The sequence below is a fragment of the Kytococcus aerolatus genome, from assembly GCF_900187395.1.
Lineage (GTDB): Bacteria > Actinomycetota > Actinomycetes > Actinomycetales > Dermatophilaceae > Kytococcus > Kytococcus aerolatus.
Genome location: NZ_FYEZ01000001.1, coordinates 422,084 through 446,638 on the forward strand (window position 1 = coordinate 422,084; position 24,555 = coordinate 446,638).

Genomic DNA, 24,555 nt, shown 5'->3' on the forward strand with positions numbered 1-24,555 from the left:
GCCCCCATGACACCGGCCCCGCGCCCTCCTGCGGAGGGTGCGGGGCCGGGACCTGTGGGTGTGCAGACGGGGCGTTCGGCCGAGTAGCGGCACCCGGCCGAGGGGCCCCGCCCGTCAGGCCTTCGCCGGGAACTCGGTGCGGGCGTTGTCGAGGATCTGGTTGAACAGGTAGCTGTCCAGACCGGCCCCGATGACACCGCCGGCGACCGGGATGAGCTTGCCCAGGCGGGAGAGGATCTTCTGCCCGCCCTGGGCCACCAGGCGGAAGCCCACGGCCTTGTTGACCACCATGAGCACCGGGGCCGGCAGCTGCCGCGAGGCCAGCGAGGACAGGCGCCCGCCCCCGGCGATCGTGCCCGGCAGGCCGGCCGCCACGAGCACGTCGCGGGCGTCGGACCCGATGAGGCTCAGCAGCACCGCCGACCGGAGCTCGGGCTGGTCCACGTCGTGACCACGGAGGTGCGCGATCGAGGCGATGGCACGCGTGGTGAGCAGGTAGAACTCCAGGATGTTGGCGGGGATGGCCACCGGCATGGTGATGAGGCCACCCAGACCGGTGACGAAGCCGCCGGCCGCGATCTTCCGGAAGTGCTGCTTGGCGATGATCTCCTCGGCCCGGCCACGATCGCCCTTCGCCTCCAGGAGGGCCTTCTCAGCGGTCTCCTTGGCGGAGTCGACGGGCCCGACACCGTCGATGCCGAGCTTGAGGAGGCGGTCGGCCATCGCCCGGGCGGCCTTGTCGGCCATCCCCGGGTCCTGGGCCTGCATCGCGGCCTCGGCGGCAGCGCGACGCTCCAGCTGCTTGGTCTCGGTGTCCTTGCCGAACGAGAAAATCCCCATGACTCCTCCTGTGGGTCACTCTGGGTCAGGTCAGGTGGCCGGCGCCGCGGCGCCGCCCGTCCGGGTACCGAAACTAGTCGAGTTCCCGCCGGGCCTCAGGTCCACAGGGAGGTCGACCCACCCCGGGCAGGGGGCTCGGGGCCCTCCTCCGGGTCGTCCTGCGAGCCGTCCCCGGGAGCTCCGGGACCGCCGAAATCCTCCTCCGGCGCAGTGGCTTCCCCAGCCGGCTCCACGCTGAGCGAACCGCCCTCCCCACCCTCTCCGGCCGGCTCCTCCGGGCCGCCGGTGTCGGGTTGGTCACCCGGCTCCTCCTCCCCGACGGACTGCTCGTTGGGGGCGTCCTCCATGGTGGCCCCGGAGGCCAGCCACTTCTCCAGGTCGGAGGCGATCTCGTCCGGGCTCGGGAGCTTGGCGACGTCATGGGGGGTGAGGCTGCGGCGCTGCTGCTGGCTCATGAACTCGTCGAACTGCTGCTCCATCGTGCGCACCACCTCCAGCGCCTCCGGGTTGGACTCCACCAAGGTGTCGATCTCCCGCCGGTTCAGCTCGGCCCGCTCCTCGAGGTCCTCCATCGGCACGACGATCCCGGTGGCCTCGGACACCGCGTGCAGGGCCGCCACCGTCCCGTCGAGCAGCGCCCGGTCCGCCAGGTAGCCCGGCACGTGGATGGCGAAGCCCACCGTCTCGAAGCCGGCCTCGCCGAAGCGCAGGTGGGCCAGGCCGTCGAGATGGCCGGGCACCTGCATGGTGCCGAAGACGGAGGCGTGGTCGGCGATGAGGCGGGCGTCCGAGGCGTAGGCGGTCAGACCCGTCGGGCGGGTGTGCGGCACCTGCATCGGCACCCCGTTGGCGGAGACCAGTCGACGCACCCCGAACTGGCGCGCCAGCTCCAGCAGGGCCGCGGTGAAGCGCTCCCACTGGTAGTCCGGCTCTGGCCCGGTGACGAGCAGGAAGTGCTGCCCCTCCGGGTCGGTGACGCGGTGGGCGGTGAGGTGCGGGGAGTCCACCGAGACGTAGCGGTCCCGCTGGAAGGTGAGCGGCGGGCGGCGGGCCCGGTAGTCCAGCAGGGCGTCGACGTCGAACTCCGCGACCACCCGGGACTCCAGGGTGTTCAGCAGGTGGTCCACGGCGTGGCGCTCGACCTCGCCGGCGTCCACCAGACCGCCGGTCGCCAGCCACATGACGGGCGTGCGCACGGTGCGGGGGTCGATGTCCGCGGTGTTCACCACGCGGAAGAGCTCAGCGGGATCCTGCACGGGTCCTCCTCGGCGTCCTCGGTCGGGCCGGTGGGCCCGGTCAGTCCTGCTCCCCCGGCACGGAGCCCCGGGGTGCTGGGTTCAACGCCCCTGCGCGCGGGTCTGTTCCACGGCTGCCTCCGCGGCGTCCATCGCCGCGTAGATCCGCTTCTCGCTCACGGCGTGCGCGGTGCCGAGCTGCTGGGCGAAGAGGCTGACCCGCAACTCCTCGGTCATCCAGCGCAGGGCACGCACGTCCGGGCGGTGGCGCTCGTGGGTGTCGAGCCCGGCCAGCAGGTCACGGCGCTCCCGCTCCACCGTGGCCACGACGGCCATCCGGTCGGCATCCCGACCCAGGTCGGTCGGGGCCTTCTCCGCGCGCATCGCCATGCCCTGCAGGTAGCGCGGCAGGTGGCGGGCCCGCTCGTAGCCGATCTCGGTGAGCATCGTCGGGTGGACCAGCCCGGCCAGCTGCCCCTCCAGGTCCGCCCGCAGCCCGGCCAGGCGGGGGCTGGTCATGGCCTCCAGCGCGCGCTGGACCTCGGGCACCACGCTCAACGCCTTGCCGGCGGCCTCCACCATCTCCAGCACCCGCGGTGCGGACTGCTGCTTCACCGTCGCCACGACCTCGTCGAAGGCAGCCCGGTCGCGCACCTCGCCGGCCCGCTCCAGGCGCTCGGCGACCACCGAGTCCACCGCGGCGGCCAGGGCGTCCTCGAGCAGGGCCTGGGTGGACCCGTGGGGGGCCGCCCCGAGGGCCAGCTTCGTGCGGTTGTCGATGGTCCGCTGGATCCGCGACCACGGCGGGTCGAAGGCCAGCAGCACCAGCCGGCGCAGGCCCAGCGCGTGGGCGTGCTCGGCCTCCCGCCGGTCGGCGAGGACCTGCACACCGGCGGTCCGCCCCTCGTCGACGAGGGCCGGCCAGCCCTGCACGCCATCGGCCTCGAAGTGGGCAGGCAGCTCCCCGATCGTCCAGTCGGTGAGGCCGGTCGCGGTGAGCTCTGCCGCCGCGCCGGCCACCGCCTGCTGGAGGTGCCCGGCGAGCTCGGCCTGGAGGGTGGCGAGGTCGTTGGACTCCCCCAGCACCTTCGGACGCTGCCGCCCCCGTCGGCGGCTCCCACCCCCACCGGCCTTCCCGCCGCCCCGGGCCGAGGTGTCCTCGGTGACCCGGAAGGTCATCCGCAGGTGCGCCGGCACCGCCGTCGGGTCGAAGTCGGCGGGGTCCAGCGGGGTGCCGGTGCGGCGGATCAGGGTGCGGGCCAGGGCGGCGGCGAAGGAGCCGCTCCCCCGCACCGGCGCCGGCAGCGGGTTCCCCACCGCCGCGGCCTGCCCGGCCTGCTCGTCGAGCTCGGCCCGGAGATCCGACATCGCGGCCGCGGCGTGGTCCGGGGCCGGCACGAAGGAGCGCCGCACCGCCTTGGGCAGGGAGCGCAGCAGGGCCACGGCCAGCTCCTCGCGCAGCCCGGGGACCTGCCAGTCGAAGCCCTCGTCGACCACCCGGTTGAGCTGGCTGAGGGTGAGGTGGGCGGTCACCCCGTCGGCGTCGCTGCCCGGCTCGAACTGGTAGGTCAGCGGCAGGACCAGCTCGCCCTGCTCCCAGCTCGTCGGGAAGGCCCCGGCGTCCACCGTCTCGGCATCGTCCCCGGTGATGGCCTCCAGCGAGAGGTCGAGGAGCTCCGGCTCCTCCCGGCGGTGCTTCTTCCACCAGCTCTCGAAGTGCGCCCTGGAGACCACCTCGGCCGGGAGACGCTGGTCGTAGAAGTCGAAGAGGGCCTGGTCGTCCAGCAGGTCGCGGCGGCGGGAGCGGGCCTCGAGCTGCTCGACCTCCGCCAGCACCTTCTTGTTGTGGGCCCAGAAGGCGTGTCCGGTGCTCCAGTCCCCCTCCACCAGGGCGTGCCGGATGAAGAGCTCCCGGGCCAGCGCCGGGTCGACCTTCGCCAGCCCCACCATCCGACCGGCCACCAGCGGGATGCCGAGCAGGGTGACGCGCTCGTCGGCCACGGCCGAGGCCCGCTTGGCCGACCACCGGGGCTCGGAGTACTGCTTCTTCACGAGGTGCTCGGCGGCCTCCTCCACCCAGGCCGGGTCGATGGCGGCGTTCGTGCGGGCCCAGAGCCGGGTGGTCTCCACGAGCTCGGCCGAGACGACCCAGTCCGGCCGGGTGCGGAAGAGCCCGGAGCCGGGCTGGATGGAGAAGTGCGCCCCCCGGGCTCCCAGGTAGTCGCGGGTCTCCCGGTCCCGCAGCCCCACCTGGCTGAGCAGGCCGGGCAGCAGGCTGCGGTGGATCTGCTCGGCCTTGCCGGGCTCCACCGGGTCGAAGCCGTGCTCGGTGCGGCGGGAGTCCCCGCCCTCCACGCCGAGGGAGGAGTCCTCCCAGCCCATCTGCCGCACCACCTGCCGCAGCTGGTGGTGGACGTCCACCCACTCGCGCAGCCGGAGGTAGTGCAGGAACTCCCGGTGGCACATGCGCCGGAAGGCCGAGCCCGACAGCGAGCCCTTCTGCTCCCGCACGTACTGCCACAGGTTGAGCAGGGCGACGAAGTCCGACTCCTCGTCCTTGAACCGGGCGTGCAGCTGGTCGGCCCGGTCGCGCTTCTCGGCGGGGCGCTCCCGCGGGTCCTGGATGGACAGCCCGGCCACGATGACGAGCACCTCGGCCAGGGCACCCCGTCGGTGGGCCTCCACGAGCATCCGTGCCAGCCGGGGGTCGGCGGGGATGCGGGCCAGCTCCCGGCCGAGCCTGGTGAGCCGGATGACGCCGCCCCGGGAGGCGGTCTCCCGGGTGACGGCCCCCAGCTCGTGGAGGAGGCGCAGGCCGTCGGTGACCTGCCGCGGGTCCGGGCGGTCCACGAACCCGAAGCGCTCCACGTCGCCCAGCCCCAGGTGGGCCATCTGGAGGATGACGCTGGCCAGCGAGGTACGGGCGATCTCCGGGTCGGTGAACTCCGGGCGGGCCTCGAAGTCCTCCTGCGAGTACAGGCGGATGCAGATGCCCGCCGAGACGCGGCCGGAGCGGCCGGCGCGCTGGTTGGCCGAGGCCTGCGAGATCTTCTCGATGGGCAGGCGCTGCACCTTGAGCCGCTGGCTGTAGCGGGAGATGCGCGCGGTCCCGGTGTCCACCACGTAGCGGATGCCGGGCACGGTGAGGGAGGTCTCGGCGACATTCGTGGCCAGCACCACGCGGCGCCCGCCGTGGGGCTTGAAGACGCGCTGCTGCTCGGCCGCCGAGAGCCGCCCGTACAGGGGCAGGATCTCGGTGCCGGGCAGCTTGAGCCCCTCCAGGTGGTCGGCGGCGTCGCGGATCTCCCGCTCCCCGGAGCAGAACACCAGGACGTCCCGGTCCTGCGGGCGCGGGTCGTCGGCCGGGATGTCCTCGGTCCACAGCTCCTGGACCGCCTCGGCGATGCCCGTGACCTGGTCGATCTCGTCCTCGGCGTAGGTGGACTCGTCGTAGCCCTCCTCGACCAGCGCGTCGACGTTCGAGCGGTCCTCGTGGCTCAGCGGGCGGTAGCGGATCTCCACCGGGTAGGTGCGCCCGGAGACCTCGATGATCGGCGCGGGCTCCCCGTCGGTGTCGGCGAAGTGGGCGGCGAAGCGCTCCGGGTCGATCGTCGCCGAGGTGATGATCACCTTCAGGTCGGGGCGCCGCGGCAGCAGCTGGTGCAGGTAACCGAGGATGAAGTCGATGTTGAGGCTGCGCTCGTGCGCCTCGTCGATGATCAGCGTGTCGTAGGCGCGCAGGTCCCGGTCGTGCTGCATCGCGTTGAGCAGGATGCCGTCGGTCATCACCTTGACGAGCGTGGCCGGGCTGGAGGTGTCGGTGAAGCGCACCTGGTAGCCGACCGGCCCCTTCGGGTCCTCCAGGTCGACGCCCAGCTCCTCGGCGATGCGGTCGGCCACCGAGCGCGCCGCGATGCGGCGGGGCTGGGTGTGGCCGATCATCCCGGTGACGCCGCGGCCGATCTCCAGGCAGATCTTCGGCAGCTGGGTCGTCTTGCCCGATCCAGTCTCACCGGCGACGACGACCACCTGGTGGTCCCGGATCGCCGCGGCCAGCTCGTCCTTGCGCTCGACGACCGGCAGGTCGGGCCAGGTGAGCTCCGGCACCGACGCCCGACGGGCCTCGACCTGCTCGGGGGTCAGCGGGCGGGGGCCACCCCGCGGGGCACCCCGTCCCCCACGGCCTCCACGGCCCCGGCCCCTCCCCCTGCCGCGGCGCGGGGAACCCTCAGTCATGCCGATCCGCCGGGTCCCGGTGGACCGGCAGTCGCACCTGACCGGTGCGCAGGCTGCCGCGGCCCACCATGTGGGCGGCCACCGGCACGGTGAGGAACTGGAAGAGCACCACGAGAGTCAGCAGCACCCAGACCCACGGGTCGCGCAGGACACACCCCAGCCCAGCCGCCAGGAGGATCAGCCCCAGGCTCTGCGGCTTGGTGGCGGCGTGCATGCGGGTGAGCAGGTCCGGGAAGCGCAGCAGACCCACGGCGGCCAGCAGCGAGGTGAGCGACCCCAGGAGCATCAGCACACCCCCGGTGGTCTCGACGATCTCGATCACGAGGGCCTCCCGTCGGCGGACATGTCGACCCGGTCGTCCCGGGCCCAGCCGGAGTCTCGGTCCCGGGCGGCGTAGCGGGCCACGGCGACCCCGCCGAGGAAGGCCACCAGGGCCAGCGACATGAGCACGGTCACGACCTGCGGCAGGCGCCACCAGGCGCCCACCAGGCAGAACATCCCCAGCAGCACGCTCACGAGCACGTCCGAGGCCACGATCCGGTCCAGGGCGGTCGGTCCGGCCGCGATCCGGTACAGCGCCAGGGCCGAGGCCAGGACAAGCACCCCGGCGGAGACGGCCAGCAGCACGGTGAGTGCGTCCACGTCAGTTCCCCTTCCGCGGGTCGTGGTCGGCGTCGAAGGCGGCGAGGACGCGCTCCTCCTGGGCCAGGCAGTCCCGGCGGATCGCCTCGGCGTCCTCCGGGGTGCGCACGCCCAGGGCATGGACGGTCGCCAGGCGCCGCTCCACGTCGACGTCGATGACCATGGTGCCCGGCACGAGGGTGATGAGCTCCGAGGCGATGGTCTGGAAGAGCTCCTCCTCGGCCTGGAAGACGACCTCGACGATCGCCGCGTCGGTGCGCCGGCCGGGCAGCAGCACCATCGCGGCCACCTGGAGCACAGCCAGGACGAGGTCCCTCAGGAAGACGGCCACGAGCACTACGAAGGGCCACGGACGGAGGGTGGCGTTGACCTGCATGCGAGGCAGCGGCGAGAGCCTCGAGACGGCCACGGCGAAGACCAGCCCGCCGAAGACCACCATCGGCGACCAGCTCTGCCAGAAGACCATCCACAGCAGTACGAGCCAGAGCAGGGGCAGCGCCTGGAGACGTCCGGGCATCAGTGGTCACCTCCCGCGGGCTCCGGGTAGTGCTGGGCCACGTCGCGCGCGACGTCGGCCACCGCGTCGGTGTACGGCTCACGGTCCACCAGGTCCTGCCCGGCCCGCTCGGACACGGCGTAGAGCGGCCCGGCGAAGACGGTGAGGGCCACGCTCACCAGGACCATCGCACCGGCGGGCACGAACAGCCCCGCCCCGATGTGCTCCCGGCGCTGACCCATGCCCGGCTCCTTGGCCTCGGCGCCCCAGAAGGACTTCGCCCAGGTCTTGGCGATGGCGTACAGGGTGAGCACGGAGGTGACGACGCTCGCGACGATCATGAGCCACATCATCGGGGTGCCCACCTCGGCGGCGGCCTCCATGAGCCCCACCTTGCCGATGAAACCCGAGAAGGGCGGGATGCCCGCGAGGTTCATGGCCGGCACGAACCACAGCACCGCGATCCACGGGGCGGTCCGGATCAACCCGCCGAGGCGGTCGAGCGTGCTCACCCCGGTCCGCCGCTGCACCATGCCGGTCACCAGGAAGAGGGTGGCCTGGACGATGATGTGGTGGATCACGTAGAAGATCGCCGCCCCGACGCCCGCGGCGGTCCCGATGGCCAGGCCGAAGAGCATGTAGCCGATGTGGCTCACGAGCGTGAAGCTGATCATGCGCTTCATCTCGGTCTGTGCCACGGCGCCCAAGATGCCCACGACCATGGTGAGCAGGGCCGCCCACAGCAGGAGGTCCTGCATGACGTCCCCGGGGAAGACGAGGGTCTGGGTGCGGATCATCGCGTAGACGCCCACCTTGGTGAGCAGCCCGGCGAAGACAGCCGTGACCGGGGCCGGGGCCGTCGGGTAGGAGTCCGGCAGCCAGCTCGACATCGGGAAGACCGCTGCCTTGACCGCGAAGCCGACGAGCAGCATGGCCTGCAGGAGGATCTGGGTCCCCTGCGGCAGGTCGGCCATCCGGTCGGCCAGCTGGGCGAGGTTCACCGTGCCGGTGGCGGTGTAGATGAGGGCCACCGAGAGCAGGAAGATCGTGGAGCTCAGCAGGGAGACGAAGGCGTAGGTCACACCCGCCCGGACGCGTGAGGCGGTCCCGCCGAGGGTGAGCAGCACAAAGCTCGCGCCGAGCAGCACCTCGAAGCCGACGTAGATGTGGAAGAGGTCGCCGGAGACGAAGGTGGTGGCCACACCGGCGGCCAGCACCATGAGGCTGGGGTGGAAGACCGGCAGCGGCGACTCCCCGCCCTGCTCGTGGTCGAAGGCGGCGCGGCCCTCGCCGTTGGAGTAGAGCAGCACGCCGAGGATCACCGTGAACCCGACGATGAGCATGAGGGCCGAGAGCCGGTCCACGACGAGGACCAAGCCCTCGTAGGGCACCCAGCCGGCGGTAGGGACCACCTGCGGGCCCCGCGTGTCGGCGGCCCACAGGAGCACCCCGGAGCCGGCCAGGCAGACGGTCATGACCGTGGTGGAGATGGCCCGCTGAACGGTGATCCGGTTGGCGGCCACCAGCGTCAGCCCGGCGGCCACCAGCGGCAGCATGACGAGCAGCGGGACGATGAAGGAGACCTCGTGCGGCATCGTCACGGTCGTCCCTCCTCGTCGTCCTTGAGACGCCGCGCCCCGAGGCGCGGCACCACCACCGGGCTCCCGCGCCCCTCCCGGGGCCGGAAGGCCCGGGCCCGGGCCTGTCGCGTCTCGCGGCGGCGCTCCCGGTAGCGGCGGACGGCCATCTGCATGTAGTGGTCGCCCTCGGCGTCGAGGTCCTCGTCATCGATGTCGTCCGGGGTGAGGTCGTCGTCCCCGGTGAAGTCCGAGCCGGACATGTCCTGCCGGTCGGCCCGCATGACGATGCGCAGGTCCTCCGGGTCGACCGTCACCCGGTCGGTGCCCGACAGCTCCCAGGAGCGGTGCGCCAGCGCCAGCAGGAAGGAAACCAGTCCCAGCGAGATGACGATGGCCGTGAGCATCATCGCCTGCGGCAGCGGGTCGGCCATCCGCTCCGGGTCGACCTCCCCGACCAGCGGGGGCAGGCCAGGGGGCGAGGAGACGGCCAGGAAGACCAGGTTCACCCCATTGCCGAGGAGCACGAAGCCCAGCAGCATCCGCACCATCGACCGGGCGAGGAGCAGGTACACCCCGCACCCCACAAGGAGGGCGCCGGTGAGCACCAGGATGAGCGAGGGGGCCATGGCGGTGCTCATGCGTCGACCTCCGGACGTTCGACGGGCAGATCGGTGTGGCGCAGGCCGTAGCGCTCGAACTCGTCGTCCGCGTGGCGCGAGAGGGCGTCGCGGTCCGTGCCCTCCTTCTCGGCGGCGATCTGGCGGTCCATGCCGTCACCGAGGCTGGTGAGCAGCCCCACGCCCATGCCGAGCACGACCAGGTACACGCCGATGTCGAAGAACGCTGGGGTGACCAGGTGCAGGTGCCCGAGCACGGGGAAGTCGAGATCGAAGGTCCAGCTCTGCAGCGGCTCTCCGCCGGCCATCATGCCCAGCACACCGGTGGTGACGGCCAGGAAGAGGCCGCTGCCCATGAGCGTGCCGGAGAGGACCGGGGCGGCCGCCCGCAGCTCGTCCCCCTCGCCGGCCAGGTAGCGGACGGTCAGAGCCAGGGTGGCGATGAGGCCGCCGGCGAAACCGCCGCCGGGGGCGTCGTGGCCCACGAGCAGCACGTAGAGACTCCACACCACCATGCCGTGGAAGACCAGGCGGGTGACGACCTCGAGCAGGGCCGAACGGCGCGTCGGGCGCATGTGCGAGGCGTCGGCCAGCCACCGGCTCCCACCGCTGCTGGGCTCCACGTGGTCCGCACGCCGCCCGCGGGCGGCGGACATCGCCGCCCGGTAGTTCTCCAGGACCTCCTCCCGGAGGAAGATCAGGCTGGCCACACCAGTGGCGCAGACGAGCACGACCGCGATCTCACCCATCGTGTCCCAGCCACGGGTGTCCACGAGGATCACGTTGACGATGTTGTGCCCGCCACCCTTGGTGTAGGCCGTCTCGTGGAACTGCGTGGACACCGGCTCGTGCATCCGGGCCGCGGCGGCGACCAGGCCGGCGGCGGCCACCAGACCGGCCACGCCCACGGAGATGAGGATGCGGGCCCCCTGCTCGCGGGGGCGGGCCGTGTCCGGGAAGCGGCCGGCCATGCGCCGCAGCACCAGGACGAAGACCACGATGGAGATGCTCTCGACCATGAGCTGGGTGAGGGCCAGGTCCGGGGCGCCGTAGAGCATGAAGAGGGCGGCAGCGCCGTACCCGGTGACACCGGTGAGGATCACCGCCCGCATGCGGCGGGTGGAGGCGGCCGCCCAGAGGGCCGCGGCGCAGACCACGAGGCAGACGCCGAACTGGGCCCACGAGTCCATGAGGCGGAAGTGGGTCGGCACCGGGACGTCCTGCAGGACGAACACACCCAGCGGGATCGCGGCGAAGACGGTGAAGATCATCCCCAGGCTCACGGCCAGCGAGCCGCGCTGGACGGCACCCGTCAGGGTGAGCGCCAGGAAGTCCACTGCCCGCATCGAGAGCACGAAGCCCCGGTTGGCGCTGGGCAGCTCCAGCTCGAGGATGGCGCGCTGGAAGTCGTTGATCGTGCGCCGGTTCAGGTGGAGCAGCAGACCGACCGCGAAGGTCACGGCGGTGAAGGCCAGCACCGGCGTCCACCCGTGCCAGAGCCCCAGGTGCAGCGGGTGCTCGTCGGGCTGCCAGAAGGCCGTGTAGTTGGCCAGGCGCGGCTCGAGCACGGTCTTGCTGGTCAGACCGAGCACGACCGTGGCCACGGCGAGCAGCGCCGGGCTGAGCTGCAGGAAGAACCCGGGGGCGTGGACCGGGGTCGGCTCCTTGTGCCGCTGGGTGCGGAAGGCGCCCCAGACGAACCGCGCCGAGTAGGCGAAGGTCATCATCGAGCCGACGAGCAGGAAGGCGAAGGTCGCACCCTCCAGGGACCACCACCCGTGGACGGTGGGGTCGAAGGTCGTGTAGGCGCCCTCCTTGCTCACGAAGCCCAGCAGCGGGGGCAGGCCCGCCATGGAGGCCGCGGAGACGCAGGCGGTCACGAAGAGGATCGGCATCGAGCGCCGGAGCCCGGAGAGACGGCGCAGGTCACGGGTGCCGGTGCAGTGGTCGATCGCACCGACCACGAGGAAGAGCGAGCCCTTGAAGAGAGCGTGGGCCAGCAGCAGGGTGAGGCCGGCCAGGGCGGCCGACTGCGTGCCGTGGCCGACGACGAGCACGAGGAAGCCCAGCTGGCTGACGGTGCCGTAGGCCAGGACGAGCTTGATGTCGACCTGCCGCAGGGATCGCCAGGCGCCGAGCAGCATGGTCGGTCCGCCGAGCAGCAGCACGGCCCACTTCCACACGGCCAGGTCGGCGAAGACGGGGGCGAGGCGGGCCACGAGGTAGATGCCGGCCTTCACCATCGCCGCGGCGTGCAGGTAGGCGCTCACCGGGGTGGGGGCGGCCATGGCGCCGGGCAGCCAGAAGTGGAAGGGCACCATCGCCGACTTCGTGAACGCACCGGCCAGCAGGAGGACGACCGCCCAGGTGACCTGCGTGTCGACGGCCGGCGGGTCGGCGAGGATCTCGCTGATGAGGTAGGTGTCGGCCGCCTGCCCCAGGGCGATGATGCCCACGAGCATGGCCAGACCGCCCGATGCGGTGATGACCAGGGCCTCCATGGCCGCCGAGCGCGAGTGGCGGGAGGCGATGCGGTGCCCGATGAGCAGGAAGCTCAGCAGCGAGGTGAGCTCCCAGAAGACGTAGAGGACGAGCAGGTTGTCCGTGGTGACCAGGCCGAGCATGGCCCCGGCGAAGGCCGTCAGGGAGCCGGCGAACAGGCCCAGGCCCGGCTCGTCGTCGTCGAAGTAGCCGACGCAGTAGAGCAGGACGAGGGTGCCGACGGCCACGACCACCATGGCCAGCAGCCAGGAGAGGGCGTCGAGCCGGAAGTCCAGGTGCATCTGGAGCTCGGCCACCCAGGCGTGGTGCTCGGTGACGGCCGGCGGGAGGTGTTCGGTGCCGCGCCCGACCGCGTGCTGCGGGTGGGCTCCCCCACCGTGGACGACCGGTGCTTTCGTGAGCAGCCAGCCGGCGGAGACGGCAGAGGGGATCGCCAGCGGGATGAAGGCCTTCGAGCCGATCCGCGACACCAGGAGGGGTGCGAGCAGGGCAGCCACGAGGTGCGCGACGATCAGCGCGAGCACAGGCACCCCCAGGGGGTCGACGACGGGCGGGACGTGGAGGGAGTCTACGGAAACCCTCAGAGGAACTGACCAGCGGCATGCAGGAGGAGCCCGACCAGGCCACCCACGACGGTGCCGTTGATGCGGATGAACTGCAGGTCGCGGCCCACGTAGGACTCCAGCAGGTCCGCGGTCTCCCGGGCGTCCCAGCTCTCGACGGTGGAGCCGATGACCCCGGCGATCTCGGCCCCGTGACGGTCCACCAGCCCGGACACCACCTCGGCCGAGCGGTCGTCGAGCCCCCGGCAGGCCCCGGCGTCGTCCGCGAGGCTCCCGGCCGCCTCGGCGAGCGCCCGGGCCAGGCGGCGGGGCATGGGCGCGTCCGGCTCGGCGAGCTCCTCCAGCAGGACGGTCTGGAGGCCCTCCCACAGGTCGGCGACGGCACCGGCGGTGGCCGGGTCGGTGAGCACGCGCAGCTGCATCGCGGCCATCGCCTCCTGGGTCCCGGCATCGAGCTGGAGGTCCCGGGCCAGCTCGGTGAGCAGCTCGTCCACGCTCGCCCGCACCCGGTGGTCGGGGGTGCGCTGGACGTCCCGCACCCAGGCGAGCAGCTCGGCGTGCACCCGTCCGGCCACCTGCTCGTCCACCCAGTGCGGGGACCACCAGGGGGCGCGGGTGCGGAGGATGAACTGGACCTTGGCCGGGTTGGCCGTCAGCCAGGCCTCCACCTCGTCCACGACAAGGTCCACCGCCCGGGTGTGGGCGCCGGTGCGCAGCACCTCCTCCATCCACCGCCCGGCCAGCGGGGCGAGCGGCTCGCGGGCCAGGCGGGGCAGCAGGTGCTCGCCGGCCAGGTCCCGGGCGAACTCCCGGTCCGCGGCCCGCAGCCCGCGGCGGAGGGCCGGCAGCGCCTCGGTGACCACCGACCGGGCGTTCTCCGGGCGGGCCACCCAGCCGGCCACGCGTCGCGAGACCTCGGCCTGCCGCCAGCGCTGTCCGATCGCGGCGGGGGTGAGGAAGTTCTGGGCCACGAAGTCCTCCAGCGCGGCCCCGATGTCGTCCTTGCGGCGCGGGATGATCGCCGTGTGCGGGATCGGCAGCCCGAGCGGGTGCCGGAAGAGGGCGGTGACGGCGAACCAGTCCGCGATCGCGCCGACCATGGCGGCCTCCGCCGCGGCGTGCAGGTAGCCCCAGGCCCCGTCGTCGGGGGTGACCAGGAAGACCACCGCCGCCAGCCCGAGCAGTCCGGTGGCCATGAGCTGCATGCGGCGCACCGGTGCTGCCCCTGCGGACCCTGCCGCCGCGGCCCCGATCTCCACCCGTGTGGCGTTCATGGGGCCATCCTCACCCCTCGTGCCCGCACCGTGCGAGGTGGGGCACGTAGGGTTTGCCCCACCGCGGCGAGGGTCCGCGGGCCGGCCACCGGGCCGGCCGTCCCCGGTGGAAGGCAGCTCATGAACTCTCTCGCCCCGCTCCCCCACCAGCTCACGGCCACCGCCCGGGCGCACCCGGAGCTCGTGGCCCAGCGGGAGCTCGTCGACGGGACCTGGCACGAGTGGACCTACGCCCAGCTCCTGGAGCGGGTGACGGATCTCGCGGCCTGGCTCGTGGAGGGGGGTTTCGCCGTGGGCGACCGGGTGGCCCTCGTGGCCCCCAACTGCCCCGCCTGGACGGTGGTGGACTACGCGGCCACCAGCGCCGGCGGCACCCTGGTGCCGGTGCACCTGTCCTCCGGGGCGGAGCAGAAGAACTACGTGCTCAAGCACTCCGACGCCTCGGTCGTGGCCACCCTGGGGGACGAGGAGCTGGGCAAGGTCTCGGACATGGTGCGGGGAACCTCCGTGCGGGTGGTCGTCGCCGTGGAGTGCAGCCCCGAGGCGCGCGACGAGGCCGCCGGCGCCCACCTCGGCGGGATCCCGGTCGTCGACCTCGAGGAGGCCATCGCCGCCGGCGGTCGCGCCCCGCAGGCCGCCCACGACGAGCTGGCCCGCCGCCTCGAGAACGCCGACCTGGACGCGCTCGCGACGATCCTCTACACCTCCGGCACCACCGGCACCCCCAAGGCCGTGCCGCTCACGCACCGCAACTTCACCACCCAGTTCCAGCCCATCATCGACGGCTTCGCCTACCAGCCCGGGCTGCGCTCGCTGAGCTTCCTGCCCCTCTCCCACGCCTTCGAGCGCGCCTGGACCGCGCTCGGCGTGCAGCAGGGCTTCTCGATCTCCTACTGCCGTAACCCGCGCGAGGTGGCGGACCTGCTCGTGGCCGCGCAGCCGCAGGTCATGGTGAGCGTGCCGCGCCTCTACGAGCGGGTGTACTCCGGCGCCCAGGCCAAGGTGGCCGGCTCGCCGGTCAAGCAGGCCCTCATGCGGTGGTCGCTCGCCATCGGCCGCCGCCGGAACATGCTGAGGTTCACGGGCAAGCCGGTCGACCCGGTGACCGAGGCCGCGTACAAGGTGGCCGACCTGCTCGTGCTCCACAACATCCGCGACGCCCTCGGCGGCGACAAGGTGTGCATGGCCTCCGGCGGCGCCGCGCTGCGCCGCGAGATCGAGGAGTTCCTGCTCGCCGCCGGCGTGCTGGTCTCGCCGGGCTACGGCCTCTCGGAGACCTCGCCGGTCATCAGCTTCCGGGGCGCCGAGGAGTGGCGCTTCGGCACGGTCGGCAAGGTCATCCAGGGCATGGAGATCCGCCTCGTGCCGGTGGAGGACAACGACCTCAAGGACGGAGAGGGCGAGATCCAGGTCCGCGGCGAGGGCGTGTTTGCCGGCTACCTGCCCGACCTCGAGGGCAACGACCCCGCCCCGGGCGCTTTCACCGAGGACGGCTGGTTCCGCACCGGCGACATCGGCCAGCTGGACGACGAGGGCTTCCTGAGCATCACCGGCCGGACGAAGGACATCATCGTCACCGACGGCGGGCGCAACATCTCCCCCGCCGGCATCGAGAACGTCATCGACAGCGACGACCTCATCGAGTACTCGATGGTGGTGGGCGACAACCGGCCCTACCTGACCGCCGTCGTCTCGCTCGACCAGGCGGTCCAGGCCGAGCTGCTCCCCGGTGCGAGCGCGGAGGAGATCCAGGCCGAGGCGACCCGCCGCGTCACCGCGCTCACCGCGGGCATGGCGCGCTACGAGCGGATCACCAAGGTGCTCGTGGCCCCCGAGCCGTTCACGATGGAGGGCGGCGAGCTCACGCCGACGCTCAAGGTGAAGCGCCGGGTGGTGGCCGAGAAGTGGGCCGAGGAGATCGACGCCCTCTACGGCTGAGGGGTCACCCTCCGGCGGTGAGCGCCCGGCCAGGCGGTCACCGCCGGAGCGCTCACTTCGCGGGCTGGAGGAAGACCACCCGGTCGGACAGGTCGAAGGCCTGCACGACGTCCAGGACCGTGTCCTCGGGATCGCGCACGCCGAAGGCCACCGGGAAGCTCGTGGTCTGGCCGACCTCGAGCTTGGAGGCCGGCAGCGAGTTGATGCCGTTGCCGGAGTCGTAGACCGGGGAGGCCTTGTCCCCGCCGCTCTGGCCGCCGATGCGCAGGTCGCTGAGCCGGAAGGCCTCGTGGGAGCGGTTGGTGAGGGTGATCTCGTAGCGCATGAAGTCCGAGTAGCCCTCCGTGCCGGCGGCGGCCAGCGACGGGAAGTAGGACTCGCCCTCGGAGACGTGGACCACCAGGCCGGAGGGCCAGCGGTAGGCCTCCCCCCGGTGCGGGATGCCCGGGGACTCCACCACGCGACCGCGCGCATCGGCGGGGGTGGAGCCGTCGTCCTGCCCGGAGGAGCCGGACGACTCCTCGGAGGCGGACTCGGAGGCGGACTCGGAACCGGACTCCGAGCCGCTGGAGGACGAACCCTTCCACTCCCGCGAGGACTCGCCGGAGGAGGGCGAGGCGTCGCGGGAGGCGCTGCTCCCGGAGGCGGCCGAGCTGCTCCCCCAGGTCTCCTCGCCGGAGGAGGGCGAGGGGTCCGCGTCAGAGCTCACGGAGCCCTGCGAGGTGGGCTCGGCCGAGCTGCTGCTCCCGCTCGGGGACGAGGTGGAGGACGGGGCGCTCGAGGCGGTGTCGGTCGAGCTGGCCGTCGTCGGCTCGACCGACGCCCCGGAGGTGGTCGAGCTCTCCGAGGCCGTGGTCTCCCCCGACCCCCCGATGGAGATGGTGCCGCAGCCGGAGAGCGTCGCCGTCATGGCCACGGCCACCGCGACACCCGTCAGACGCCGCCCCAGGGGGCGCGCTGTTCCGGTGGTGCGGGTGGACTGATCGGTGGGCATCCAGGGCTCCTGGCTGATCGGGATGGAGGGTGCTCGGTGGCGTCCGGGGAGGGGCCCGCGCACGCCGCGGCTGTGGACGAATCCTACGCCAGGGGGCCGATTCCCCCGCGACGCGGATCAGGCCCTGTCCTCCGCGGTGATCGCGTGCGAGACTGCGGGCGGTGCCGGCCACCGTCGGCACGGATCCCACCTCAGAAGGAGCGCCCGTGGCCCTGAGCGTCTTCGACCTGTTCTCCATCGGCATCGGCCCCTCGAGCTCGCACACCGTCGGTCCGATGCGGGCGGCCGTGATGTTCGCCGAGCGGCTCGAGGAGGAGGGCGTGCTGGACCGGGTGGAGCGGATCCACTCCCAGCTCTTCGGCTCGCTGGGCGCCACCGGCGTGGGCCACGGGTCGGACAAGGCCGTCATGCTCGGCCTGTCCGGCGAGCGCCCGGAGATCTGCGACCCGCGCGCCGTGGAGGGCACGCTGGAGCGGATCCGCACCGAGAAGCGCCTGCCGCTCAACGGGGGGCGCGAGATCGCCTTCGACGAGGACCGCGATCTCGTCCTGCACCGCCGCAAGACGCTGCCGGTCCACCCGAACGGCATGAGCTTCACCGCCTACGACGCCGCCGGGGAGGTGCTCAGCGAGCACGTCTACTACTCGGTGGGCGGCGGATTCGTCGTGAACGAGGGGGCTGACGGGTCCACGCAGATCGTCGAGGACGACACCGACCTGCCCCATCACTTCACGACCGGTGACCGCCTGCTGGAGATCTGCCGCGAGACCGGCCTGACCATCCCGCAGGTGATGATGGCCAACGAGACCGTCTGGCGCTCCGAGGAGGAGGTCCGGTCCGGTCTGCTGAAGATCTGGGAGGTCATGCGCGAGTGCGTCCGCAACGGCACCCATGCCGAGGGCACCCTGCCGGGTGGGCTCAAGGTGCCGCGACGCGCCCCGGGGCTGTGGCGTCACCTGCAGGAGACCGAGGGCGATGCGCACGACCCGCTGTCGGGCATGGACTGGATCACCGTCTACGCGCTGGCGGTCAACGAGGAGAACGCCTCCGGCGGCCGGGTGGTCACCGCCCCCACGAACGGTGCAGCCGGCATCATCCCGGCGGTACTGCACTACTACGTGGAGTTCTTCCCCGGCGCCGACGAGGAGGGGGTCGTGGACTTCCTGCTCACCGCGGGGGCCATCGGCGTGATCTTCAAGGAGAACGCCTCGATCTCCGGCGCCGAGGTGGGCTGCCAGGGTGAGGTCGGCTCGGCCTGCGCCATGGCGGCCGGCGCCTTCGCCCAGGTCATCGGGGGAACCCCGGCGCAGGTGGAGAACGCTGCGGAGATCGGCATGGAGCACAACCTGGGGCTCACCTGCGATCCGGTGGGCGGCCTGGTGCAGATCCCCTGCATCGAGCGCAACGCGGTGGCCTCGGTGAAGGCGATCACCGCGGCCCGGACCGCCCTGCGCGGTGACGGCTCGCACATCGTGAGCCTCGACAAGGTCGTGAAGACCATGCGCGAGACCGGCCAGGACATGAAGGTGAAGTACAAGGAGACGGCCCGCGGCGGGCTGGCGGTGAACGTCATCGAGTGCTGAGGCGCCCGCCGCCCCCGCCACAGATCCACCGCCCCCGCCGCAGGTCCACGGTTCTGCAGAGGAATCACGGTTCACTCATGGTGGGTCTGGACGAGAACGGTGATCCTGGTCGGGCCGCCTCAGCCGACGGCTTCTATCGGGACCCACCCGGCCAGCCCCCCGAAGCCACCCAGCCGACGCCTGGGGATCACCCAGGCAGCCGACCACTCCGCCATGGCCCGGTCGCGGCCTGCCGCACCCGTTGCACCAGCTGCTTCCGCCCCTGCTCGCTGACGACGTCATGCCAACGCACCCGCACCACGGTGTAGCCGAGCTCCCGCAGTGCGTCCTCCCTGTCCTTCTCGAGGACGAGGGCCTCCCTACCACCTGCCGAGCCGTACTTCACCACACCGTCGAACTCCACGATCACGCCCTCGTCCTCCAGCAGCAGGTCTACCCGGAATTCACCGCGGCGTGTGCGCAGCACCACCTGCGAGCGCGGTCGCAGACCAGCCAGGACCAAGGGGACGCGCGTCAACGTCTCGCCCGGTGACTCGCACGCAGGGTCCACGAGAGCCAGTGCCGCCCTCGCCGTGCCCACGCCCTTCAACCCGGTGGTCAGCTCGGCGGCGATCTCGGTCCGGGTCACCATCCCGGCGTGGAGGGCCGCGTCCCACGGGACCACCGCCCAGGGCAGGTGACGACCCGGTTCCATCGCGTGCCGCACCAGCGCACGGGTGAGGTGGGTGACGGGCCAGGGCGAGGTGCACCCCGGTGGGGTCACGACCTCCGGTTCCTCCTGATGACGATGCAGCACCACGGGGCCCATGGCCCGGCGCCGGTCCCGGTGGTGAGGGGCACCGAGATGGACTGGTTCGTCGTCCCCCAGGACGGGCAGGCCGTGCAGCACGAGCGCGCTGGTCGCGGTGGCGCAGTGCCCGGGGCGCTTGAGCAGATGGGCTGTGGTCCGGAGCAGGTGCCGTTCGGCGGCGCGAGCAGGAGGAGGGCCGGCGGCCAGCACGCCGGGAGCCGGTCGCCACGCAGCGCCCCGAGCGATCGCACGGTGGACCGCTGCGTCGGTGATCCCGTGCGCGCGGATCGTGCTCAGCCGGGCCAGGTCGTCGCGCCAGACGACCCCCCGGGAGAAGAGTCTAGGTGGGATGTCCACGCTGCGAGCGTGCCCGGCCGTCCGTTTCCCCGGTGGTGGGGCGCGATGTGCCTGTGGATGGATCGAGGACGGACCCGGTGCGGCACTGGGCGGTGTGGATGGCCGCAGGGCCGGGGCGCTGGGGCCGGTGGGCGAGGGGGCGCGGCATCGGACGGAAGTCTGGAGCGGCCCGGGGCCGTCTGAGTGGGCCCCGGCCAGAATCACCGTTCTCGTCCAGTCCCACCCTGAGTGAACCGTGATTCCTCTGCAGAACCGTGGGCCTGTGGTGGCGGCGGTGAGCCTGTGGTGGCGGCGGTGGGGGCCTGCGGTGGGGGTGGTGGGTTCAGGCCCCGGGGACCTCCCGGGGCCGCACCCACTGACCGTGCCGGAGCACGCCGCGGACCGTCCACCCGGCGTCGAGCACCACGAGATCGGCCCACGCCCCGGGGCGCAGATGACCGACGTCCGCTGCGCCGACCATGGCCGCGGGCGCCGAGGTGGCCGCCCGCAGGGCCGCGACCGGCTCCACCCCCGCCCCCTCGATCGCGAAGCGCACCGCCCGCTCCAGCGTGAGCGTGCTTCCGGCGATGGCCCCGCCCCCGGCGTCCCCGTCCCCGGGTGCCAGCCGTGCCACACCAGCCTCGACACGCACGTCGAGACTACCCAGCCGGTAGTCCCCGTCGGGCGCACCCGCGGCGGCCATCGCGTCCGAGACCAGGACGGCCCGCTCCCCGAGCGCCCGCAGGGCCCACCCGAGCACGTCCGGGGCGAGGTGCACCCCGTCGGCGATGAGTTCCACCCACGCCCGGTCGTCCTGCAGGGCGGTCAGCACCGGCCCCGGCTCCCGGTGGTGCAGCGGTCGCATCGCGTTGAAGAGGTGCGTGAAGGCACTCGCCCCTGCGCCCAGGGCCCGGCGAGCCTCCTCGAGCGTCGCTTCGGTGTGGCCCACGGCGGCCACCACGCCGCGCTCCGCCAGGTGCCGCACGAGCTCCTCCCCGCCGGACGGCTCGGGCGCCACGGTGACCATCCGGACCGTGCCCCCTGCCGCCGCCTGCATCGCATCGAACTCCGCGACGTCGGGCGCCCGCAGCAAGCCCGGGTCGTGCGCCCCGGCCTTGCCCGGCGCCAGCCACGGCCCCTCCAGATGCACCCCCAGCAGATCACCCTCGACCACAGCCTCACCCAGCACCGCCAGCTGTTCGCGCAGGGCAGGGAGGGGTGCGGTGACCGTGGAGGCCATGACGGACGTGGTACCGGCCCGGCGATGGGTGCCCACCGCCCGTCGGACGGCCTCGGCGCCCTCGGTGAAAGCGGCCCCACCCCCGCCGTGGCAGTGGACGTCGACGAAGCCCGGCGCCACGGTCCACCCGGCGGGCAGCTCCAGGCAGGGCTCCCTGCGCCCACCCCCGGCGCCCTGGCCCTCCACTGCCCGACCAGTCTCCGGCGCCCCCACCAGCGTGAGGCGGTCGCCCTCCCAACGAACCTCCCCCGGCCCGGTGAGACGTTCCCCGTCGAAGACCTGCCCGGCCCGCAGCACCCCCACGGTCAGACCGGCCGGTAGGCGGTGGCGGCCTCGGTCCACCGACGAGCCGATGGCAGGAAGAGCAAGGCAGTGGCCGCCAGCCCCACGCCGAGCATCGCCAGCGCCAGAGCCTGCAGGGCGGCGGAGTTCACGAGACCCGCGCCGGCCACCCACCGGCCGAGCAGCAGGACCCCGACGACCCACAGACCCGCCAGGAATCCCCGGGCCATGGGCACCCGCTGGCGCACCATCAGCAGCGCGACCACCCAGCCCAGCCCACTGACCACGGCCAGCACGACGGAGGTCCCGTTGAGCATCCGGCGCAACTCCTCGCCGTCGTCAGGGAGGTCCCACCCACGCCCGCTCGCGGCCGTGCTGATCTCGGTCTCGTCGACGGCGGTGCTGGTGGCCTCGAGGTCGACCCACCACCCCTGCGTCGCGCCGAAGGCCCACAGGCCGCTCAGGAGCAACCCGACGAGCAGCAGCGCCTGGGAAGCACGCACCGGCCCCGGCACTCGGTGCGCGGGCGACTGCTGCACCGGTCCCGACGGGGTCGCGGCGTGGGGGCTCATGCCGGGATCCTCGCACGGAGAAGGGGCCCCCACCAGCACCTGCTGGCGAAGGCCCCTCGGGGCTCGGGCATGGCCCCCGCGCGGGTCAGCGCTGGCCGTAGAAGGCCTTGTTCTCCGGGCGCCACATGAACCACATGGCCCCCAGCGAGATGAGCAGGCCGAGGATGCTGAGGATCATGCTGAGGACGTTCCCGCCGGCACCGATGCCCATCCCCATCCCGACCAGGCCGAGGAGGGTGGAGAGGACCGACAGGACACCGAGGATCGTGCCGGTGATGCGGGCCCAGCTCATGCCCTTGCCGTTCGCCCAGGCGTGCAGCAGCCACAGCCCCACACCCACGAGGCCGAGGACGACCCCGAAGATCAGGCTTCCCATCAGGGTGGTGTCCACGAGGCTCTGGTCCACCACCTCGCCGCTGGCCTCGAGCTGCTCGCGCACCTGCTCCTCGATCTGTCCCTTCATGAGGAAGGGGACGATGAGGTTCAGCAGCCACAGGCCGGCGCCGGCGTACATGAGCTTCACGGCGGTGTCGACGGCCTTGGGGCGGGCGACCGGCTGACGGGCGCCGTAGGCGTCGTCGGTGCCCGGGGCAGGGGCGTAGCCGCCGTAGCTCGGCTGATCGCTCTGGTTCAGCTGGCCGCCGTAACCCGGCTGGCCGCCCTGGCCGGGCGGGGGCGGGTAGGCACCGGGGTTGGGGTTCTGGCTCATGGTGAGTCCTTTCTGGTTTCGGACAGGGTTCAGGGGGAAGGGAGAAGGGGCTCAGGAGGTCCGTCAGCGGCGTTGGAAGTACACCCGGTTGCTCGGGTTCCAGAGCAGGATGATCGTCACCAGCGCGATGAACCCGATGAGCATGGCCGTCAGGGACATGAGGATCGAGGCGAGGTCCCCGGCGAGCAGACCGAGGAAGGCCGGCAGGGTGGCGATGATCCACAGCACGCCGAGGATGGTGCCGGTGATGCGGGCCCACATGTGGCCCTTGCCGTTGGCCCAGGCGTGCAGCGCCCAGAGCGCGGCACAGACCACGAAGAAGAGCAGCAGACCGACGAAGATGGCGTTGGCGAGAGCCTCCAGGTCGCTGGTGGTGAAGTCGGCGCTGTCCTCCTGCGCGGACTCCAGGAAGCCCTCCACGAACTCCCCCCGGGCCAGCAGCCAGGTGAGGCCGTGCAGCAGCGAGGCGAGCGCGCCGGCCCACATGAGCTTCACCGCCAGGGAGAGCGGCTTCGGGCGGCTTCCGTCCCCTGCCGGACCGGGCTGGCCGTACTGCCCGTACTGCCCGTACTGGCCAGGCTGCCCGGACGCAGCACCGGCACCGTGAGCCGGCTGCCCGTACTGCGGCGGGGCCCCGGGAGCGCCCTGACCGGCGTAGGGGCTCTGCACCCCGTACTGGGGCTGCCCGCCGTGGGCTCCCTGGTCGCCGTACGGGTGCTCACCCGCCGGCTGGGCGTATGGGTCGCGCCCGCCTCCGGGCCCCTGGCCGGGTGGGGGCGGGTAGCTGCCGGGCTGGGGGGTGCTCATGGGGAAAGTGGCTCCTCGGGGGTGGGTTGTCGTGCGGCGCAGGGCGCCTCCACCCCGCACTGTGCCAGTGCGAGCGCGCACACCCCCGCTTTTCTGCACCGCAGGTCGCCGATCTCCGCCCCCGGAAGGACACCCCCTGTCTCCGGCGGAACTCCGGTCGTACGCACCTGGTGAGCGTGGGAGATCCCAGCCGGTGCCGGGTGGGATGATCTGCACATGGATTCTGCGACCCTCCCCACCGCCGCGGCAGGTGCGGCCCTCCTGCTGGCTCTCGTCTACGGCACGAGCGGGGTCGCGAAGGTGCTCGACGGGGAGAGCACGCGCAGCGCCTTCCGCGAGCTGCGCCTGCCCCGCTGGCTGAGCGAGTCCTTCGCGCCCCGGCTGCTCGGCCCGGCGGAGATCCTGCTCGCCGTGCTGCTGTTGGTGCTGCCGCACCCGTGGTTCTGGCTGCCGGCGGTGGCGGCCCTGGGGCTGGGGATCGTCTACACGGTGCTCATCGTGCGGGCGCTGGGCTTCGATGTGCCGGTGACCTGCGGCTGCTTCGGCAGGCTGGGCCAGGGCACGGTCACCCGCACCACGGTCGTGCGCAATCTCCTCCTGGTCGTCCTGGGTGCCGTGGCGGTGGCCGACGCGGCGACCGGCGGCAGCGTCCTCGCCCGCCTGGGAGACACGGGCACCTGGTGGTGGCTGCTCGTCGTGCTGGCTGCGGTGGCGCTGACCCGCCTCATCGGGAGTGGCGAGGACGAGTCGGCACCGGAAGGGGGCGGCGCGGCGAGCCGCGAGGTCCCCGACGAGGAGCTGGAGGACTACCTGCGGCTGCCGGTCCCCTTCGCCGAGGTGACCGGTGCCGACGGGCCGGTCCAGGTCCGGGACCTGGCCGCCGGGCGCGCCTGGCTGATGCTGTGGGTGTCGCTGGGGTGCGGCAGCTGCGTCCCGGCGATCGAGCGGGCCGGACGGTTCGCCCGGGAGCATCCGGAGATCGGGGTCATGCTCGTGGCCACCACCCCGACGGCGCAGGACGACGAGCGCATCCCGGAGGGGTGCGAGCTCGCCTGGGACGAGCACGGCCAGTTCCGGACGATGTTCCAGGTCCACCGCTCCCCGAGCGCGGTGCTGCTCGGCGCCGACCAGCTGCTGGCCGGCGGCCCGGTGGCCGGGGCGCCGACGGCGGTGTCGTTCATCGACGACATCGAGGCCGAGCTGGCATCGGTGGAGGGTCAGGCGCGTCCGCCGGTGCCGCCGGTGAGCTCCCCGGGCAGCAGCATGGGCTTCACCTCCCGGCCGACCGGCGCCTGAGAGCGGTACCGTCCTCCCACAGG

20 protein-coding genes are annotated in these 24,555 nt (G+C 72.7%); 4 read left to right on the top strand and 16 right to left on the bottom strand.

The features are described 5' to 3' along the window. Positions 1 to 114: 114 nt before the first annotated feature. From CFT82_RS01960 to CFT82_RS02005, 10 genes are all read right to left on the bottom strand, one after another. Complete coding sequence (locus CFT82_RS01960; RefSeq protein WP_088817409.1) at positions 115 to 840, bottom strand: EcsC family protein; 726 nt, start codon at positions 838 to 840, stop codon at positions 115 to 117. Between the two features lie 95 nt (positions 841 to 935). Then, positions 936 to 2,096 carry a PAC2 family protein gene (locus CFT82_RS01965; protein WP_088817410.1) on the bottom strand — a complete coding sequence of 387 codons (1,161 nt, stop codon included), beginning with the start codon at positions 2,094 to 2,096 and terminating at the stop codon, positions 936 to 938. Positions 2,097 to 2,177: 81 nt separating this feature from the next. Next, positions 2,178 to 6,311 carry an ATP-dependent RNA helicase HrpA gene (hrpA, locus tag CFT82_RS01970; protein ID WP_088817411.1) on the bottom strand — a complete coding sequence of 1,378 codons (4,134 nt, stop codon included), beginning with the start codon at positions 6,309 to 6,311 and terminating at the stop codon, positions 2,178 to 2,180. Then, the gene (mnhG, locus tag CFT82_RS01975; RefSeq protein WP_407656016.1) at positions 6,304 to 6,633 is read right to left on the bottom strand and encodes a monovalent cation/H(+) antiporter subunit G; all 330 of its coding nucleotides are present in this window, start codon (positions 6,631 to 6,633) and stop codon (positions 6,304 to 6,306) included. The genes hrpA and mnhG overlap by 8 nt, the downstream gene beginning before the upstream one ends. Next, a complete protein-coding gene (locus CFT82_RS01980; protein ID WP_234994229.1) occupies positions 6,630 to 6,953 on the bottom strand; it encodes a monovalent cation/H+ antiporter complex subunit F in 324 nt (107 codons plus the stop codon). Before CFT82_RS01980 ends, mnhG begins: the two co-directional genes overlap by 4 nt. A gap of 1 nt (position 6,954) precedes the next feature. Beyond that, positions 6,955 to 7,470, bottom strand: coding sequence for a Na+/H+ antiporter subunit E (locus CFT82_RS01985; RefSeq protein ID WP_088817413.1), 516 nt, complete (start codon positions 7,468 to 7,470; stop codon positions 6,955 to 6,957). Further along, a complete protein-coding gene (locus CFT82_RS01990) occupies positions 7,470 to 9,044 on the bottom strand; it encodes a Na+/H+ antiporter subunit D (protein ID WP_088817414.1) in 1,575 nt (524 codons plus the stop codon). Before CFT82_RS01990 ends, CFT82_RS01985 begins: the two co-directional genes overlap by 1 nt. 2 nt (positions 9,045 to 9,046) lie before the next feature. Then, positions 9,047 to 9,667: a Na(+)/H(+) antiporter subunit C gene (locus CFT82_RS01995; RefSeq protein WP_088817415.1), complete on the bottom strand. Its 621-nt coding sequence runs from the start codon at positions 9,665 to 9,667 to the stop codon at positions 9,047 to 9,049. After that, the gene (locus CFT82_RS02000) at positions 9,664 to 12,672 is read right to left on the bottom strand and encodes a Na+/H+ antiporter subunit A (RefSeq protein ID WP_088817416.1); all 3,009 of its coding nucleotides are present in this window, start codon (positions 12,670 to 12,672) and stop codon (positions 9,664 to 9,666) included. Before CFT82_RS02000 ends, CFT82_RS01995 begins: the two co-directional genes overlap by 4 nt. A gap of 56 nt (positions 12,673 to 12,728) precedes the next feature. Further along, positions 12,729 to 13,985 (bottom strand): DUF445 domain-containing protein, encoded by a 1,257-nt coding sequence (locus CFT82_RS02005; RefSeq protein ID WP_234994230.1) that lies wholly within the window; start codon positions 13,983 to 13,985, stop codon positions 12,729 to 12,731. Positions 13,986 to 14,105: 120 nt separating this feature from the next. Between CFT82_RS02005 and CFT82_RS02010 the strand changes: the two genes are divergently transcribed. Next, the gene (locus CFT82_RS02010; RefSeq protein WP_088817417.1) at positions 14,106 to 15,923 is read left to right on the top strand and encodes an AMP-dependent synthetase/ligase; all 1,818 of its coding nucleotides are present in this window, start codon (positions 14,106 to 14,108) and stop codon (positions 15,921 to 15,923) included. Positions 15,924 to 15,975: 52 nt separating this feature from the next. Here CFT82_RS02010 and CFT82_RS11630 read toward each other — a convergent pair whose 3' ends face one another. Beyond that, positions 15,976 to 16,632, bottom strand: coding sequence for a hypothetical protein (locus CFT82_RS11630; RefSeq protein WP_159461820.1), 657 nt, complete (start codon positions 16,630 to 16,632; stop codon positions 15,976 to 15,978). A gap of 13 nt (positions 16,633 to 16,645) precedes the next feature. Between CFT82_RS11630 and CFT82_RS11635 the strand changes: the two genes are divergently transcribed. Then, the gene (locus CFT82_RS11635) at positions 16,646 to 16,906 is read left to right on the top strand and encodes a hypothetical protein (RefSeq protein WP_159461821.1); all 261 of its coding nucleotides are present in this window, start codon (positions 16,646 to 16,648) and stop codon (positions 16,904 to 16,906) included. Between the two features lie 217 nt (positions 16,907 to 17,123). Beyond that, positions 17,124 to 18,500: an L-serine ammonia-lyase gene (locus CFT82_RS02025; RefSeq protein ID WP_088817420.1), complete on the top strand. Its 1,377-nt coding sequence runs from the start codon at positions 17,124 to 17,126 to the stop codon at positions 18,498 to 18,500. 187 nt (positions 18,501 to 18,687) lie between these two features. On the opposite strand, the gene CFT82_RS02030 is transcribed toward CFT82_RS02025, so the two are convergent. The 5 genes from CFT82_RS02030 to CFT82_RS02050 all read right to left on the bottom strand — a co-directional run bounded on the left by CFT82_RS02030 (position 18,688) and on the right by CFT82_RS02050 (position 23,236). After that, positions 18,688 to 19,647 carry a hypothetical protein gene (locus CFT82_RS02030; RefSeq protein ID WP_088817421.1) on the bottom strand — a complete coding sequence of 320 codons (960 nt, stop codon included), beginning with the start codon at positions 19,645 to 19,647 and terminating at the stop codon, positions 18,688 to 18,690. A gap of 322 nt (positions 19,648 to 19,969) precedes the next feature. Continuing rightward, a complete protein-coding gene (gene nagA / locus CFT82_RS02035) occupies positions 19,970 to 21,208 on the bottom strand; it encodes an N-acetylglucosamine-6-phosphate deacetylase (RefSeq protein WP_234994231.1) in 1,239 nt (412 codons plus the stop codon). Then, positions 21,172 to 21,720 (bottom strand): hypothetical protein, encoded by a 549-nt coding sequence (locus CFT82_RS02040; protein ID WP_088817423.1) that lies wholly within the window; start codon positions 21,718 to 21,720, stop codon positions 21,172 to 21,174. The genes nagA and CFT82_RS02040 overlap by 37 nt, the downstream gene beginning before the upstream one ends. An 85-nt stretch (positions 21,721 to 21,805) precedes the next feature. After that, a complete protein-coding gene (locus tag CFT82_RS02045) occupies positions 21,806 to 22,429 on the bottom strand; it encodes a hypothetical protein (RefSeq protein ID WP_088817424.1) in 624 nt (207 codons plus the stop codon). Between the two features lie 63 nt (positions 22,430 to 22,492). Continuing rightward, positions 22,493 to 23,236 (bottom strand): hypothetical protein, encoded by a 744-nt coding sequence (locus tag CFT82_RS02050; RefSeq protein WP_088817425.1) that lies wholly within the window; start codon positions 23,234 to 23,236, stop codon positions 22,493 to 22,495. A gap of 216 nt (positions 23,237 to 23,452) precedes the next feature. Between CFT82_RS02050 and CFT82_RS02055 the strand changes: the two genes are divergently transcribed. After that, positions 23,453 to 24,532 carry a MauE/DoxX family redox-associated membrane protein gene (locus tag CFT82_RS02055; RefSeq protein WP_088817426.1) on the top strand — a complete coding sequence of 360 codons (1,080 nt, stop codon included), beginning with the start codon at positions 23,453 to 23,455 and terminating at the stop codon, positions 24,530 to 24,532. Positions 24,533 to 24,555 lie beyond the last annotated feature (23 nt).